The sequence below is a fragment of the Sphingomonas sp. GW821-FHT09B04 genome (genome assembly GCF_059418285.1).
Genome location: NZ_JBWKPO010000005.1, coordinates 74,937 through 90,817, shown reverse-complemented (window position 1 = coordinate 90,817; position 15,881 = coordinate 74,937). Strand labels below are relative to the sequence as shown.

15 protein-coding genes and 1 tRNA gene are annotated in these 15,881 nt (G+C 61.8%); 7 read left to right on the top strand and 9 right to left on the bottom strand.

All coding sequences use genetic code 11. The features are described from left to right. The first annotated feature begins 25 nt into the window (after nt 1–25). The 4 genes from AC07NK_RS16195 to AC07NK_RS16180 are packed head-to-tail and all read left to right on the top strand — an operon-like array spanning nt 26 to nt 2,273. On the top strand, nt 26–400 hold the full coding sequence (locus AC07NK_RS16195; RefSeq protein ID WP_495171643.1) for a hypothetical protein: 375 nt from the start codon (nt 26–28) through the stop codon (nt 398–400). Nucleotides 401–403: 3 nt separating this feature from the next. Then, on the top strand, nt 404–889 hold the full coding sequence (locus tag AC07NK_RS16190) for a hypothetical protein (protein ID WP_495171642.1): 486 nt from the start codon (nt 404–406) through the stop codon (nt 887–889). After that, entirely contained in the window at nt 849–1,463 is a 615-nt protein-coding gene (locus AC07NK_RS16185; protein ID WP_495171641.1) for a hypothetical protein, read from the top strand. Before AC07NK_RS16190 ends, AC07NK_RS16185 begins: the two co-directional genes overlap by 41 nt. Nucleotides 1,464–1,511: 48 nt before the next feature. Next, complete coding sequence (locus tag AC07NK_RS16180; RefSeq protein WP_495171640.1) at nt 1,512–2,273, top strand: hypothetical protein; 762 nt, start codon at nt 1,512–1,514, stop codon at nt 2,271–2,273. A 75-nt stretch (nt 2,274–2,348) separates the two neighbouring features. Here the strand turns inward: AC07NK_RS16180 and AC07NK_RS16175 are convergent, their stop codons facing one another. Beyond that, nucleotides 2,349–2,660 (bottom strand): hypothetical protein, encoded by a 312-nt coding sequence (locus AC07NK_RS16175; protein ID WP_495171639.1) that lies wholly within the window; start codon nt 2,658–2,660, stop codon nt 2,349–2,351. A 97-nt stretch (nt 2,661–2,757) separates the two neighbouring features. On the opposite strand from AC07NK_RS16175, the gene AC07NK_RS16170 reads away from it, so the two are divergent. From AC07NK_RS16170 to AC07NK_RS16160, 3 genes are all read left to right on the top strand, one after another. Continuing rightward, nucleotides 2,758–2,833: transfer RNA gene (locus tag AC07NK_RS16170), tRNA-Thr, on the top strand. Nucleotides 2,834–3,351: 518 nt separating this feature from the next. Next, nucleotides 3,352–6,042: a TonB-dependent receptor plug domain-containing protein gene (locus AC07NK_RS16165; protein ID WP_495171638.1), complete on the top strand. Its 2,691-nt coding sequence runs from the start codon at nt 3,352–3,354 to the stop codon at nt 6,040–6,042. 113 nt (nt 6,043–6,155) lie between these two features. Next, entirely contained in the window at nt 6,156–8,066 is a 1,911-nt protein-coding gene (locus tag AC07NK_RS16160) for an N-acyl-D-amino-acid deacylase family protein (protein ID WP_495171637.1), read from the top strand. Between the two features lie 239 nt (nt 8,067–8,305). On the opposite strand, the gene AC07NK_RS16155 is transcribed toward AC07NK_RS16160, so the two are convergent. Genes AC07NK_RS16155 through phhA form a run of 8 tightly spaced genes read right to left on the bottom strand, consistent with a single transcriptional unit; the run spans nt 8,306 to nt 15,794 of the window. Then, a complete protein-coding gene (locus AC07NK_RS16155; protein ID WP_495171636.1) occupies nt 8,306–9,058 on the bottom strand; it encodes a maleate cis-trans isomerase family protein in 753 nt (250 codons plus the stop codon). Nucleotides 9,059–9,069: 11 nt separating this feature from the next. After that, complete coding sequence (locus AC07NK_RS16150) at nt 9,070–9,978, bottom strand: fumarylacetoacetate hydrolase family protein (protein WP_495171635.1); 909 nt, start codon at nt 9,976–9,978, stop codon at nt 9,070–9,072. A 19-nt stretch (nt 9,979–9,997) separates the two neighbouring features. Continuing rightward, complete coding sequence (locus AC07NK_RS16145) at nt 9,998–11,131, bottom strand: cupin domain-containing protein (protein WP_495171634.1); 1,134 nt, start codon at nt 11,129–11,131, stop codon at nt 9,998–10,000. Then, nucleotides 11,128–12,144, bottom strand: a complete 1,017-nt coding sequence (locus AC07NK_RS16140) for a carbon-nitrogen hydrolase family protein (RefSeq protein ID WP_495171633.1) — start codon at nt 12,142–12,144, stop codon at nt 11,128–11,130. The genes AC07NK_RS16145 and AC07NK_RS16140 overlap by 4 nt, the downstream gene beginning before the upstream one ends. Beyond that, nucleotides 12,141–13,382: a kynureninase gene (kynU, locus tag AC07NK_RS16135; RefSeq protein WP_495171632.1), complete on the bottom strand. Its 1,242-nt coding sequence runs from the start codon at nt 13,380–13,382 to the stop codon at nt 12,141–12,143. Before kynU ends, AC07NK_RS16140 begins: the two co-directional genes overlap by 4 nt. After that, complete coding sequence (gene kynB / locus AC07NK_RS16130; protein ID WP_495171631.1) at nt 13,379–14,008, bottom strand: arylformamidase; 630 nt, start codon at nt 14,006–14,008, stop codon at nt 13,379–13,381. The genes kynU and kynB overlap by 4 nt, the downstream gene beginning before the upstream one ends. Continuing rightward, the gene (locus AC07NK_RS16125) at nt 14,005–14,910 is read right to left on the bottom strand and encodes a tryptophan 2,3-dioxygenase (RefSeq protein ID WP_495171630.1); all 906 of its coding nucleotides are present in this window, start codon (nt 14,908–14,910) and stop codon (nt 14,005–14,007) included. The genes kynB and AC07NK_RS16125 overlap by 4 nt, the downstream gene beginning before the upstream one ends. After that, nucleotides 14,910–15,794 (bottom strand): phenylalanine 4-monooxygenase, encoded by an 885-nt coding sequence (gene phhA, locus AC07NK_RS16120; protein WP_495171629.1) that lies wholly within the window; start codon nt 15,792–15,794, stop codon nt 14,910–14,912. The genes AC07NK_RS16125 and phhA overlap by 1 nt, the downstream gene beginning before the upstream one ends. Nucleotides 15,795–15,881 lie beyond the last annotated feature (87 nt).

Sequence of the window (15,881 nt, the reverse complement as noted above, 5' to 3'; positions counted from 1 at the left end):
TGCGCTTCCGTCAAAGGGGAGAGCTATGCATCATATTTCCAAAAGTGCGGTGACAGTCGTTGTAGGTGATACCCGCGCCTTGCTCCGGGCAACCGACCAGACGCTGCTCGCCCATGCCCATATGCTGGCATCTGTGATCGAAGGTGTGACGGAGTCTGACCTGCCGATCAATGTGAGCCAGGACCTCTATTCGCGAATCCTCGCGCACGGCGACAAGATCGTCGAGAGCCGCGAGGATCTGCGGCAACTCATCTCTTGCCTCACCCTTATCAAGAACAAGAGCAACCAGCGCGAGTTCGCAACAGGCTGTCCCAACGGCTTGCCTGCGGTCGAGACGACCATGCCGGAGTTCTTCACGGGGGCAAGCCTTGGCACCTCGCTGCAGTCTGCCAATCAATAACACTTGACGAAGGAGGCGCCGCGATGCTCGGCGAACCTTATGCTCGTGGCGCTTTCATTCTGGGCTCTGACGTTATTGTGCTGCGGCTTCGCAGCGCTGTTCGGCGGCAAGTCGGGGCGCGCGATCGCTCTCATCTATGTCGCGGCCGTTGCCGCAACCTCACTGGCGACACGAGATCCCAAGGCATGGTCCGACCCGCACTTGCCGGCGCTCATCGTCGACCTTGCGTTGCTGGCTGCACTCATGTGGGTAGTATTATGGTCGAGCCGCTGGTTTCCGATGTGGTTCACCGGCTTTCACCTCGTCGCTGTGGTCTCGCATCTTGCAAGCGCGCTCGCGCCAGGCTTTGCGCCCAAGCTCTACTTCCTGCTGCAAAGCCTGTGGTCGGTTCCGATGCTACTGACATTGGCGATCGGCGTCATGCTCGACCGGCAAGCGGGGATCAGTGATGTACCCGAACCTCGACACAGGGCGCATCGATGGCGCTGACCCGCGTGCACTCGAGCAGATCGCCTGCAGGCTCAGCCAGATTGCTGCGCAATGTGCCGCGCTCGGCCTGAATTCAAATGCTCCGGCTTCTTCGCCTAGCAGTACCTCTTCGATAAAGAATTCACTGGGAAGCTATCGGGCAAGCGAACTCGGTCAACGTGTCCGCAGCTATCTCCTCGCGCGGCGCGCACGCAGCCACATCCTCGACGATAGCTGGTTTGCCGACCCGGCTTGGGACATACTGCTCGACCTCTTCGCTTCACGATGCGTCGGACGCAATGTATCGATCAGCAGCGCGTGCATAGCGGCCAATGTGCCACCGACAACAGCATTGCGCTGGATCGAGAAGTTGGTTGATGAAGGATCGTTGGTGCGCGAAAACGACCCTACGGATCGTCGCCGAGCGTATCTTCACATTGTGCCCGAGCTCGCCCTCCGGCTTGAAAAATGGATCGAGCGCTATCTCCCGCCCACGATCCATTCGGATCCGGAACCAGTCTTGCGGTTACTCCCCCTCGCAGCGGCAAGCTCGGCTCCTAGTACAGACATTGCCTCCATTCTGGACATGAAATAGCTCTGCAATTCCTCCAACCCGACGCAAGGCGCCGCGCTGGAGGATTGGATGAACTCTTTGACTTTCGTGAGCGGTGCAACACGGCGCGAACGCCCTTCCGCGCTTATCATTGCCCCAACGTGCCGCAGAACCAATTATCAAGGCCTGGTGCTCCGCGAGTTCGATGCGGAGATGACGACAGCCGAGACTGTCCTGACGGATCCGGACGCACTCGCAGCGAGCGCCTTGCTGCTGGCAGATACCAACGGGCTGGCAGAAGTGTGCGCTGCCTCACTCCTTGAGTTTGCTGCCGCGCACCGGCGCAAGGGAAGCGAGGTCATCCTTGTGTGTCCGATCACACATCTCGATTTCCTGGGCCCGATACTGGGCAGCGGCGCCGCACTCCTATGTGAGCCACGGTCCGAGGAGATCGAGCAAGCGCTTCAGAATGCGGTCCGCGCGATCCAGCGGCGGCAGACATGGAGGGACCGATCTGCGCCAGTCGTAAAGACCGGCCCAATTCCAGCACTTCCCTGTCCCTGGCCCACGGGCGCAGCTCAGCTGGCTCGCCCCTATTGGCTTGACATAGTGAGTGACCAGTTGACCGATCTTGCGATCGCGCAACAAGCCATCTCCCCCGAGAGCCCGGCAATCGCCCAACTGCTCGAGCAAGTGATCGGACAGTTACTCGCCTTGATCCCGGGTCGAGCCCTGATCGACGCCATCGCAAGCACGTCGATAGACGAAGGTACCGCCGAGTTCGAGCGGCTTGGTGTGGAACTTGAGCGGCGTGCGCTGACCGTTCCAAATCTGGCTCGCCCTGAAAACTGAAAGCGGGCGTCTACCTCCGGTGACAGGTTAAGCCATGACAATACCTTCCCAGTTCCGGTAGCCGCGATCTGACGATCAAAGGCCATGACGAGTTTCTGGCAAGGCGCGAACCACAGATCTAGTGCCCGCGAACTTCATCCACTGCTTCGCCCCATATTCGATCTTCTTCCGTTTGAGCGTCGGGCGCTTGCCCGATAGCGCGTCCAAAGAGCAGCTTTCAGCAACTGCTCCCCCCTCCTCCGGCCCGGCAGATTGCCGGGCCATATTTTTAACCTCACGGTACGCCGATGCGTTGATGTCGATCTGCCGATGTTGCGTGAGAAATGGCAGGCCGCCCACACGCCGCCGCAGCAGCAGCCCAGTCAGCTTGATGAGATCTTCGGACAACCATTGCCCCTGAGATTGCCCCCAGAGCCCCTTGACGAATATCAAGTCAATCGCGACAAGCGGAAAACCCGCAGATTTCTGCGGGTTTCGGCTGGATGCCGGATTAGCTCAGCTGGTAGAGCAGCGGTTTTGTAAACCGAAGGTCGCGGGTTCGATTCCTGCATCCGGCACCACCGAATCCTCATGATTCGGCTCCTGCCCCTGAAAAACAGCACAAAAGCGCACTTCTGAAGGTTCGACTGGCCCGGACTGCGTCGTTTTTGAGCACACGGCGCTCCGCTTGCCGCTGGTCATGGGCGACGTCCGCATGCACGCCGCCAACCGCTTTCACCGCCGCTCCGATCAGCGCCGCATGAGGGCGCCTAGAGCGCTCGCGAATGTCTAAATCAGCACACATGTCCTGATTAGGATAAAAAACTTTCCAATTAGGAGAATCTTAGTATGAAATGATACGAATCGAGAAAGACGCAATACGCACGGGTTGGGGAGATTCCTGAGCATAGGCATGCGACTCGTATCGTCGCGTCAAATCAATAGCACACCAATCTACCGATAGTCATAATAGATTCGAATAAACCATCCCTCGATGGACAATAAATTACATAAATATAGAAACAAAAATAGGAGGATGTTGATGGCTTTTATTGGGAAAATTTCCCTTACGCCCAGTGTTGCGCTGCTCGTTCTCGCGATGCCTGCCATGGCACAGGTCGAGACATCTTCCGAAGCTGATCCAGAAGGTACGGTCAGTGAAGTTACCGTTACAGCGACACGCATCAAGGATGCCAATTTCGAGGCCCCGACCCCGATGCTCGCGATCGGTGCGGATCTGATCGATCAGCGCGGTTCGACGAACATTGCTAACGTCATCAACGAACTTCCCGCGGTCACGGGAACGATCACCCCCAGCTCCTCAAATCTCAACAGCCGCCAGAACGGTGTGAACGCAATCGACTTGCGGGGGCTCGGCACCAACCGCAATCTTGTCCTCATCAACGGCAGACGCGGCACCCCCTTTGACGAGTTCGAGAACATCGATCTCAACGCCGTGCCATCGCTCGCAATCGCTCGCGTCGAGGTCGTGACAGGCGGCGCGTCGGCGGCATGGGGATCGGACGCGATTTCAGGGGTCGTCAACCTCGTCTTCGACGACAAGATCGAGGGCATGAAGTTCAACGCCCAATATGGCCAGACGACGCACGGGGATGCAGAGAATTTCCGCCTTTCGGGCGTTTTCGGGAGCAATTTTGGCGGGGGCCGGGGGCATATCCTTCTGGCTGCCGATTATGATCGCAACAAGGGTATTCCCGCCGGACGCGCGCGCGCCTGGCAGCGCAAAAGCCCGGCCCTGCTCGAAAACCCGGCGGATACGGGCGACAAGGACGGCATTCCGCGCTACATCATCCGCGATAATGCAGTGCTGTTTCTTGCGTCACCCAATGGTGTGACGCTGCCGGGGGCCGGGCAGACCGGCAATCTCGAATTCTTTCCCGACGGCACCGCGCGTCCGCGCGAACTGGGGCAGATTGGCGGCAGCCACATGGTCGGGGGCAGCGGCTCGCGCCTTGCCGATCGCGTCGCGTTGCTGATCCCCACCGAGCGTTTCAACTTTCTAGGCGCTGCGCGCTATGAAATAGCCGATGGTGTTACGCTTTTCGGTGAAGCGAGCTTTGCACGATCCAAGTCGCGCGGCGCGCTGGTCGATGCTTTCAGTTTCGGCCGCACCGTCATCCAACCAGACAACCCATTCCTGCCAGCAAGCATCGCCGCACTGAACGAACCGTTTGCGCTGTTCCGGACCTTTGAGGAATTTCCGCCGATCACCTCAGTTTCGGTCAACGAAACAATGCGCTTCGTCGGCGGACTACGCGGGTCGCTCGGCTCGTCCTGGACGTGGGACGCATCGGTTCAGCATGGTCGCACCGATTTTTCGAACGATCAACCCAACAACCTGCTGCCCGCCAGGCTGGTGTTCGCAGCCGATGCGATACGCGATCCATCAAGCGGCCAGATCATATGCCGCGCCAATCTCGGCGGGGCTAATGGCGCTCCGGGTTGCGCCCCGATCAATCTGTTCGGCAAGGGTTCCCCGAGCGCTGCTGCGATCGCCTATGTCACCGGTACGGGAACATCGGACACAAAGATCCGGCAGACCGTCATTGCAGCCAATCTGAGCGGCGAATTGCTTCAGGGCTGGGCGGGACCGATCCAGACGTCGTTCGGTATCGAGCATCGCCGGGAGACGCTTGATCGCACGGTCAACGCGCCCAATGCGAACAGCGAATTCCTCATCGTCAACGCGCAGCCGCTTCACGGCAAATATGACGTCACCGAAGGCTATGCCGAGGTTGCCGTCCCGATCCTCGCAGGTGCGCAGAAGCTCGATTTCAACGGAGCGGTGCGGCTCACCGACTACAGCACAGTCGGCAATGTCGTCACCTGGAAGGCCGGGCTGGTCTTTGCGCCGATCGAGGAGGTCCGCTTTCGCGGAACGATTTCGCGCGACATCCGCGCACCGAGCATCGGCGAAACGTTCGTGAAATCGGTGTTGTTGTTCGAGAATGTGGCAAATCCCTTCACCGGCAATATCGAGTTCGTTCAGGTTCCGCTTTCGGGCAATCCCAACCTTAGCGAAGAGCGGGCACTGACGAAGACTGCTGGCGTGGTGTTGACGTCCGGGCGCTTCAAGGCGTCGATCGACTGGTATGACATCCGGCTGAAGAACGCGATCGGAGCATTGGGCGCGCAGGATATCGCCGATCGCTGCTTCAAGGGCGCGCAGGATCTCTGCTCGCTCATCAGCTTCGGCGCCAACAAGACAATCCTTTCGGTCAGGAACCAAAATCTCAATCTCGGCAGCTTTCAGGTGCAGGGCGTCGATTTCGACGCGCGCTATTCGCTCCCGCTGGGAAGCGGAAAGCTCTCGCTGGGCCTTGTCGCAAGCTATCTGATCGACAAGAAAATCGCGCCAACCGGCGGTGTGCCGGTCGATGTCGCGGGTGAAGTCGGCCCGACCTCCACCGGCTTCGGATCGCCCGATTTCAAGGCGACCTTCAGCGCCAACTTCGATATCGGCCGCGTCGGGCTTTTCAGTCAGCTCCGTTATATCGGGAGCGGCGTCTACAACGCGACCTATGGTCCGGAACAATTGTCCGCAAAGGACAATCGTATCGGGGCGGTAGCTTATGTGGATCTGTCGGTGAGATATGATCTTCAGGCGCTGCTGGGCCATGAGGCTCAGCTCTATGCGGGCATAGACAATCTGCTCGACAGGGATCCGCCTGTCGCCCCGCTCAACTTCATTTCCAACACGGCTACCAATGCCGCGCACTACGACGTGGTTGGCCGCAAATTCCATGTCGGTGTCCGCGCGAAATTCTAGCGGAGCGTTCGGTGCGCGCCCGGATGCTTCGTCCGGGCGCGCCCATTTTCGAAGCAGTGAACGGTCAGGAGCGATCGATGAACACAGGGAATATCTCGGGTCGGCATCGGATCATGCGCGGGGTCTTGTGGTCGACCATTGCCCTCTCAGCCGTTCCTGTCGCCGACGCGTCGGAGGACACTCCGACCTACGACATTGTTGTCCGGAACGGCACCATCATCGATGGCAGCGGCCTTGAAGGGTTTCGTGGCGATATTGCGATCGCCAATGGCCGCATCGTCGCCGTGGGCGAGATTGGGCGAGGCAAGATCACCCGAACGATCGATGCCACAGGCCTGGTTGTGGCGCCCGGCTTCATCAACATCCACAGCCATGCCGAGCCCGAAGCGGTTTCGACCGCAGCGAACATGCTCGTCCAGGGCGTCACGACCGAAATCATCAATGCCGATGGCAGCGGCAGTGTCGATATCGCCGCAGAGCTTTCCAGCTATGCCGCAAAGGGGCTGGCCGAGAATATCGGCGCCTATATCGGCTTCAACGCCATCTGGCAGGATGCCATGGGCGAGCGGGACGTGCGGCCGAGCGCGGCGCAGATCGCAGCCATGCGCAGCGTTCTGGAAAGGAACCTCGCCGCCGGGGCCTGGGGTGTCGCATCCGGCCTCGATTATCGCCCGGCCTACTACGCAAAACCCGAGGAGGTCGTTGCGATCCTGTCCGCCGCGGCGCCCTGGCGGACCAATTTTCCCAATCACGACCGGCTTCGTCCCGAAGACAACCTCAGCTCCTACAAGGGGATGGAAGAAACCATCGCAATCGGAAGTGCCGCAGGACTGACCCCGGTCATTACGCACATCAAGAGTGCCGGAAAGGAACGCGGACAGGCGGCAAAGGTGCTCGAAATGGTCACCGCCGCCGGTGCTCGGAACAATTGGACAGCGATCGATATCTATCCCTACCTCGCGGGCCAGACGTTGCTGCAGGCCTTTCTGGTGCCCGGCTGGGCGGCGGACGGGGGCAGCGAGGCGATGCTGGCACGGTTCAGGGATCCGAAGATTCGCCCGCAACTTGTCGAGGCCGCAGAATATGCAATGGCGACAAGGCTGGGCGGGGCCGAAGGCATCGCGTTGCCGCAGCTCGGTAAGAAGCTGACGGATATCATGGCAGCTGAAAATGTCCGCGCAGGCGAAGCCGTGCTGCGCACGCTCGAACGCGATCCGCTGACCTACGCGAACATGACCTTTGGCGCCGAATCCGATGTCATCGCATTCCTCAAATATCCCGATACTGCGGTTGCGTGCGATTGCGGAGCGACACTCCAAAATCGGGGACATCCGCGTTATTATGGCAGCTTCCCGAAGATACTGGGGCACTATGTTCGCGATACCGGCGCGATCACCCTGACGGACGCGGTGCGAAAACTGACCGCGCTGCCCGCCGCTATCATCGGCGCGGTCGATCGCGGACGGATCGCCCCTGGCATGCGTGCCGATCTCGCCATATTCGATCCGGCCACGATCCGCGATCATGCCACGTTCGAGGCGCCAACGCGGCTGCCCGAAGGGATGCGGCACGTTCTCGTCAACGGCGCTGTCGCGCTTGCCGATGGCAAGGCGACCGGGACCAAAGCCGGCGCCGTGTTGCGCCGTGACGCCCATATGCCCAGCCGCCGGATGACGCCCGCCACGGCAACACGCCGGCTCGCTGCCACCGCGCGGTCTTCCAGCGTTGTCGTGAAGTTCGACCTCACGCAGCATACAGGCGCGCGCACTGCCAGCGGTTCGATCAACCTGACCGATACCCGGACGGGGCGCATCTGGATGACCGAGCATATCGGCGTGCTTCAAACCAGCGGGGCATGGGCAAGTGTAACTGCAACGCTGAAGGACAAGACCGGCAACCGGCAGGCAGTTACACTGACCTTCGATGGTGCCGGTGATCAGGTCGGAAAATCGGTGATGTCAGTCGCGCTGGCGGATGACCAGCCGATCGTGATGACAGCGGAAGGACATGTGCAAACCGATTGACCAGAAAGAGAGGCAGCGGGCCGGTGCGGGAACGTGCCGCGACACTCGGTCCGCTGCCAGCATCTGCAGTCCGAGCTATCGTTCTTGATGGAAATATGGAGGGCAATAGAGCCGCCGCTGGTTAACCGAGTCCAGCACCTCAAACCGCGGAAGCAGTGGCAATACGCGGCCACCAACCGATCGTGGCGATCCGTTGATAAACCGCGTTGCGCTCAATAGGCAGGTTGTCGCTCCGGGGTTCAATAGCGCCCCGAAAGCAGTGCCCCGGCACCAGGAATATCTGTCGAAAGATTGAGCCTCGTCAGCATCTGGTGCGCGGTGCAGATCGCGGCGGACACTACCGGCAGGCCAATCGCGTCCTCAATCTTCTGGATCGAGGGAAGCGACGGCATCTGCACGCACGCCGACAGAACGAGCGCGTCGATGCCGGTGAGATCCAACTTCTTGTAGTGCTGGAGCAGATTGGCGGGATCCTGCGCCGCAACCTCGAGATTGTCGGGGATTTCGAGCGCAAGCCAGTCAGCGACCGTGATCCCTTCATCCTCGATGTAGGATACCACCATTTGAGTCAGCGGCTTCATATAGGGCGCGACGAGCGCGATGCGCTTCGCACCCAATATGTTCAGCCCCTCGATCAGCGCCCCCGCGCTCGTCACAACCGGCGCCGGATGGCCATTCTCGACGGTACGCTGGTGGAGACGCGCCTCGGAGATTCGGTGATACCCCTGCCCCATGCTCATGATCGCAACGAGGCAGGCATAGCCGAGCACATCGACCGAAGCGTCGGAAAGCTCGAGCGCGCACCGATCGGAATCGGCGTCCATCGCCGCGAGCTCTTCCTTCGTCACCTTCTTCATCCGCATACGCGACGAGTGGAAGGTGAAGCGTTCGGGCGCGATCGCCTCGCGCGCACGGAGCAGCGCGGGAATCTCGGTTTCCATCGTGACGTTCGAACTGGGCACGATCTGCCCGATGCGGATGGGTCGTGTCATGCTGAGCTCCCTCAGACCGCGATGATCGGGTTGCGCAGTGTGCCGATGCCCTCGACGGTGCATTCGACGACATCGCCCGGCCACATGAACTCCTGCGGCGTGCGGCCCGCCCCGACGCCCGCGGGCGTCCCAGTCGCAATGATGTCGCCAGGCTCGAGCGTCATCACGCTGGAGATATCGGCGATCAGTTGATTGACGTTGAACAGCATGAATCGGGTGTTGCTGTTCTGCTTCTCGACGCCGTTCACATGGGTCCGGATATCGAGATTGTGCGGGTCGCCGATCTCGTCAGCGGTGACGATGCACGGGCCCATCGGTGCGAAGCTGTCCTGCCCCTTCGACACGATCCATTGTCCCGAGCGGCGGCAATCGCGCGCCGATACGTCGTTGATCACGGTGTAGCCGAACACATGGTTGAGCGCATCACCCTCGGCGACATGGCGCGCGGTGCTGCCGATGATCACCGCGAGCTCGGTTTCCCAGTCGAGCTGCTGCGTCACCTTCGCATTGTGACGGATCGGATCGTTCCACGCGACCACTGCAGTCGGCGGCTTCGAGAAGATTACTGGCTGCTGCGGCAGTTCGTTCGACGTGTCGAGCGAACGCGCGGATTCGGCGACATGCTCGGTATAGTTGAGTCCGATGCCGAAGATGTTCTTGCGCGGGCGCGGGATCGGCGCGAGCAAAGCAACGTTGCCTACGGGAAGCGAGGTGCCGATCAGGTCGGCGGTGGTCGCCGTCGCGACAGCCTCCTGAAGAAAGCGGATCGCGACCGGCCCCAGATCGATGAAATCGAGCATCGTGGAGGGCAGGTCATGCCCGATCGCATCGCCGAAATACTCGACGTCAATCACAAGCCCGTCGTGGAGAAGGCCCAGCCGTGGCTCGGTCTCCACCGTGCGATAAGTCACGAAGCGCATAGTCTATCCTGTCTGCAAGTCAGGCGGGTTGGTGGCCGCCATTTTCGGAATAGGGTTCCTCGATCCGGACGCCGAGCGCCTCCATCACGGGGAAATCGTTGAACGAGAAGAGGAAGGCCTCTTCGGATGGATCCAGATTGACATGCTCGTGCCAGGTCCAGGCCGGCACGCAGAAGATGTCGTGCGTCCCCCAGTCGAAGCGCTTGCCGCCAATGATCGAATAGCCCCGCCCGTTCGCGACATTGTACACGACGTTGCCGGTATGGCGGTGCGCCTTGCCGCGAAAGCCGGGCTTGAGCATCTGCATATGTGCGCCCATCGTCTGGAGCGCCCAGCCACCCGTGAGCGGGTTCGAGTAGCGAACCATATAGCCATCGAAGGGGGTGCCTTCGGAAACCTTGGCGAGATTCCACAGCGCGTCGCGCGTCGCTTCCCAGCGATAGACCATTACCGGTGAATAGGGTTTCTCCCACGCGGGCACGCCTTCGGGCCGCAGCGCCGCACCGCCATAGGTCAGTGGCAGGTCGTCCACGGGAAACGCCGCGGTCTGCGCGGGCTTGTCATAGACCGCGTAGAAATTGGTCTCCATGCAGTTCATCAGCGGGATGTCGAGCCCGTCCTGCCAGATCGACACCTCGCCCCCGGCGACGACGCCATGGTCGTGCCATGCGCCGTTCGGGGTCAGCACATAATCATTGGCGCCCAGCGTGATGTGGTGCCCATCGACGACGGTATAGGCGCCCTTCCCCTCCATGATGAAGCGGTGCGCCGAAGCGGTGTGGCGGTGCGCGGGCGTAACCTCACCCGGGCGCATCGCCTGCATCCCGCTGAACAGCCAGCCGCACACCGCGACATTCTCGCGCCCCGCATCGCTGTCATTGAGCAAGGTCACGACGCGGCGCCCCGCCTCTTCCGGCTTCACCAGATCGAGCGCGCGCAGGCACATGTCGCGCATATCGGTGTACCGCCACAGCGTCGGGCGATAGCGCGTCTCAGGCTCCCACGGCTCGATCGCATTCGCGCGCTTCCAGAACGCGCCGGCGTTGCGCCCGGCAAGCTCCCCGTAAAAGGCTTCAAGCTCGGGCGTGTCGGTGACGCGCGCGCGCCCGAGCACATCGTCGCGTGGGTCGATGGTCGTGCGATTGCCCGTCATGACGATGCCTCCTCGTCGGGATCGATCGGCTGCGGCACGTCGACAAACACAGCCGGTGCGCGGGGAGTCCGGTCGACCGTCAGGTTGAAGATGTCGAAGCGGTTATAGCCGCCGATGATGTCGTGCATCAGCTTGGGCCGAATGCACTCGCCCAGGTCGATGTCGGCATAGACGATGCCCTCTTCATCGATCAGCGCCTCACCCACCAGATTGCCGTGCGGGTCGATCACGCCCGAAAAGGCGCTGTTCGGCCGCGTCAGCAAGTCGCGGTTCGCCGGTCGGTCCGCCGACATCGCGTCGATGATTTCCGCGCTCACCGTCGAGCAGGCGACGATGGTGAAGACCTTGCCCTCGAAGCTGTGCGCGGTCGCGCGGATCTTGATCGCTTCGGCCATATTGTAGGACGCCGGCGCGACGGGCAGCGCGATGTAGTTGGCGACATGGACGAGTTCACCCTGCGACAGCAGCGCGAAACGCGCGAGCGTGTTGGTATTCTCACCGCAGGCGAGCGTGCCGAGCGGCCCGACCGGCGTGTCGTAGACGCGGATTGAATTGCCGTCGCCGCCGGCCCAGGTCAGCTTCTCGGCCCAGGTCGGGACCAGCTTGCGGTGCCGCCCGAGCAGGCTTCCGTCGGCGCCGATGATCAGGTTGGTGTTGTAAAGCGTGCCGACGCTGACCGGATCGCGCTCGTTGATCCCGATCACGACCGTACAGCCATGGTCGCGCGCGGCGTCGCAAAGCGCGGCAACCTCGGGACCGTCAACAAGCACCGATGCGCGATAAAGGCGCTCGTGCCATTCAGCCCCCTCGATCGGGGTCATCAGCCAGTTCCAATAGGGATAGGCGGACACGAAAACTTCGGGGAAGGCTACGAGCTGCGCGCCATTGCCCGCGGCCTCGGCGATCAGCGCACACGCCTTGTCCACCGTTCGCGCGGTATCGAGAAACACGGGCGCGGCCTGAACCGCGGCGACGCGCGATTTGGGCAGGAAGGGTGCCGACGCGCCGCTCATGTCACTGCCGCCCGCTGATGATATTGTGGCTTGTCCCATGCGCGCGTGGCGCAGACCTTTTCGAGCCGCTCGACCGTGTCGACGATGTCCTGATAGCGCAAGTAAAGCGGCGTCAGCCCGAAGCGCAGTATGTCGGGCGTGCGGAAGTCGGCGATCACGTCATATTCCTTGAGCGCCTGCACGATCTGATACCCGTGCGGGTGCGCATAGGAGACCTGGCTGCCGCGCTCCGCATGATCCCTCATGCTCACCAGCTCAAAACCATAGGCGTCGCACAGCGGCTGCATGCGATCGATGAACAGATCGCCGAGCGCGAGCGACTTGCGGCGCAGCTCGGCCATGTCGGCTTCGAGGATCAGGTCGATCCCCACCTCAAGCGCGGACAGCCCGAGCACGGGCGGGGTACCGCACTGGAAGCGTTCGATCCCGGCGGCGGGATCATAGTCTTCCTCGAAATCGAAGGGCCGGGCATGGCCGAACCAGCCGGACAGCACCGGTGTTGCGGCATGATGCCGCGCCGCCGCGAACAGAAAGGCCGGCGCACCGGGACCGCCGTTGAGGAACTTATAGCCGCAACCGATCGCGAAATCGGCGTTGGCGCCGTTGAGATCGACCGGAATCGCTCCCGCGCTATGGCTCAGATCCCAGACGACGAGCGCGCCGACTTCGTGCGCGCGCCGGGTGATTGCCGCCATATCGCGCACGCGGCCAGATTTGTAATGGACCTGCGTCAGCAGCAGCACCGCGACGTCTTCGTTCAGGGCACCGACGACATCGTCAGGCGCAACGGTCATCGCCTTGATGCGCCCGCCCGAAAACGCCTCGATGCCCTGCATCATATAGACGTCGGTCGGGAAGTTGGTCGCTTCCGACAGGATCACCGTCCGATCGCGGCGCAGCGAAAGCGCGGCGGTCAGCGCCTTGAAGATATTCACCGAAGTCGAATCGGTCGCGACGATCTCCCCGGGGTTCGCGCCGATCAGCCGCCCGATCTTGTCACCGATGCGCCGCGGCGCGGTCGACCATTCGGCACCGAGCCACGAGGTGATGAGCCCTTCGCCCCATTCGCTGCCGATCACTTCTGCGAGCCGGTCGCCCGTCGCTTTGGGCAAGGCGCCGAGCGAATTACCGTCGAGGTAGATCAGCCCATCGCGCAGGCGAAAACGTTCGCGGAAATGCGCGAGCGGGTCGGCGGCGTCTAGCACCGCCACATCGGGGGCGAGGATCGTATCGGTCATGCAAGTTCCCTCAGGATCGCGCGTACGGGACTGGCGTCGGCGCCGACGATGCGGAGCGGCAGCGCGATGAGTTCGTAGGTGCCGGGCAGTACGTCATCGAGGACGAGCCCTTCCAATATCCGCATATCGGCTGCCTTGACCGCCTGATGCGCGTCGAGCGTCTTCGACTGTTCGGGGTCGAGCGAGGCGGCATCGGTGCCGATCAGCCGAACGCCCGCCGTCCCCAGCCGTTCGATCACCTCGCTGGCGATCGCGGTGAAATCGCTGTCCCACTGCTCGTGCGGAAAATGCTCATAGGTCCGCAGCAAGACGCGCGTCGCACCCTCGACCGCATCCCAGTCGATATCGCCGATCTCGACACGTTCGCGCGCGTGGCGGACATCGAGCAGCACGCATGGCCCGATATAGGCATCGAGATCACAATCGGCGGACGATGCGCCGTCCTTGGCATAGTGCAGCGGCGCGTCGCCATGCGTTCCCGCATGCAGCGGCGTGGACATGCCCCCGACATTGACCGGGCAGCCATCGCCGATCACGGCATGGCTGTGGAGCGCGAAAGCGGGTTCGCCCGGCCACACCGGCACCGCGGCGTGGAGCGGCTGCGAAATATCCCAGATCCGGCTCATGCGCCCTTCCCTTCGGCATAATCACCACCCTCACGCGGTGCGGCCATCTCGGTCCGCATCGACCAGAGTTCGGGGAAGAAGCTGAGGCTGAGCGCCTTGACGAGATAATTGACGCCCGACGATCCACCCGTCCCGGGCTTGTGCCCGATGACGCGCGCGACGGTCTTCATGTGTTTGAAGCGCCATTCCTGGAAATAATATTCAAGCGCAGTGATCTTCTCGGCGAGCGTGTAGAGATCCCAGTGCCGGTCGGGGTCGGTGTAGATCGCCAGCCACGCCTTCTCGACGCCTTCCGACGCCTCATAGGGCTGGGTCCAGTCGCGCTCCAACCGGTCCGCCGGAATGTCGAACCCGCGCCGCGCCAGAAGCTGGAGCAGTTCATCATAGAGCGACGGCGCCTCGAAGGCAGCGCGAAGCCGCGCCATCGCGGCGGCATCATCCTTATGAACGATCATCATATCGCCGCGCTTGTTGCCAAGCAGATATTCGAGTTCGCGATATTGCTGCGACTGGAACCCGGAGGCGCGGCGCAGGAAGCCGCGAAAGGTCAGGAAGTCGTACGGCGTGAGCGTCGCGAGAACCTCCCAGCTGTGGATCATGTGGCGCTGGATTGTCGCGATCCGGTCGAGTCCCTTCCCGGCCAGCTCCAGCCGGTCGGCGCGGATCGCCTCTACGACCAGCCTGGCTTCGTGGAGCACCAGCTTGATCCACAATTCCATCGTCTGGTGCATGATGATGAAGAGCAGTTCGTCGGGCTTGTCCGACACCGGCACCTGCGCCGAGAGCAGCTGCGCGGTCTGGAGATGACGGGCATAGGTCAGCCCATTGTCCCACTGAATCGTCTCGCCATCGATCTCGGTCTCGAAGATGTCGGTTCCGCCGTCGCGACTCTGCCTGATCATTACGCGGCCCCCTGATTCATGAAGGCCGGCCCGGGGCGCACCGGTTGCAGCGCACCTTGATAGAAACGGTCGCCAGCATAGGCGGCGTCAGGCTCAAGCGGGGTTTCATCCGAAATCCTCCGATAGATGGCCGAAAAATCGGTTTCCTCGGTTGCCCGCAGCAGGTCCTCGAAACTCTCGACGACGAAATAGATGCGCTGAAATTCGTCGAAGTGATAGGTGGTGCGCATCACCCGCCCGATATCCAGCCAGACCCGCTTCGGCTCCGGCGAGGTGAGCGAACGGAGCGTTTCGGCATAGCTGGAAAGCAGGCCGCCGCCGAAGGCGCGCAACTCGCCATTCTCGACCACCAGACCGAACTCGGTCGTGTAGAGCCATAGCCGCCCGAGGAAATCAGCCGCACCCAGCCCCTCCGCGCGCAGCCCCGCCTGACCATAGGCCACCAGAAAGTCCGAAAAGGCCGGATTGGTGAGCATCGGGACGTGGCCGAATATGTCGTGAAACATGTCCGGCTCTTCGCTGTAGCCGAGCTGCTCGGGCGGGCGGAGGAAATTGGCGGCGGGGAAACGCTTGTTCGCAAGATGCTCGAAAAAGGCGTCATTCGGAATCCAGCCGGGAACCGCAACGATCTCCCACCCCGTCGCCGGGGTCAGCCGACGGTTCAGCTGCGCAAAGTCAGGAACGCCGGGTTCGACTGAGCGCAGGATATCGAGGCCGCGCAGAAAATCCTTGCAGGCATAGCCCGAAAGCGCGGCGGATTGCTGGTCGAACAAGGTGCGCCAGGTCGCATGCTGTGCTTGCGTGAAGCTTTGCCAATTCTGCGGCATCGTCCAGTCCGACGCCACACCCTCCGGTGGTGTGTCGAAGATATGTTTCGCGGCCACGTTGGTCTCCACTGCCCTGCGCAAAGGATAGGTTCGTTGCCGAAAAACATTGTCCGTTTCTTAGCCCTTCGGCAGGCGCGCTGAAGA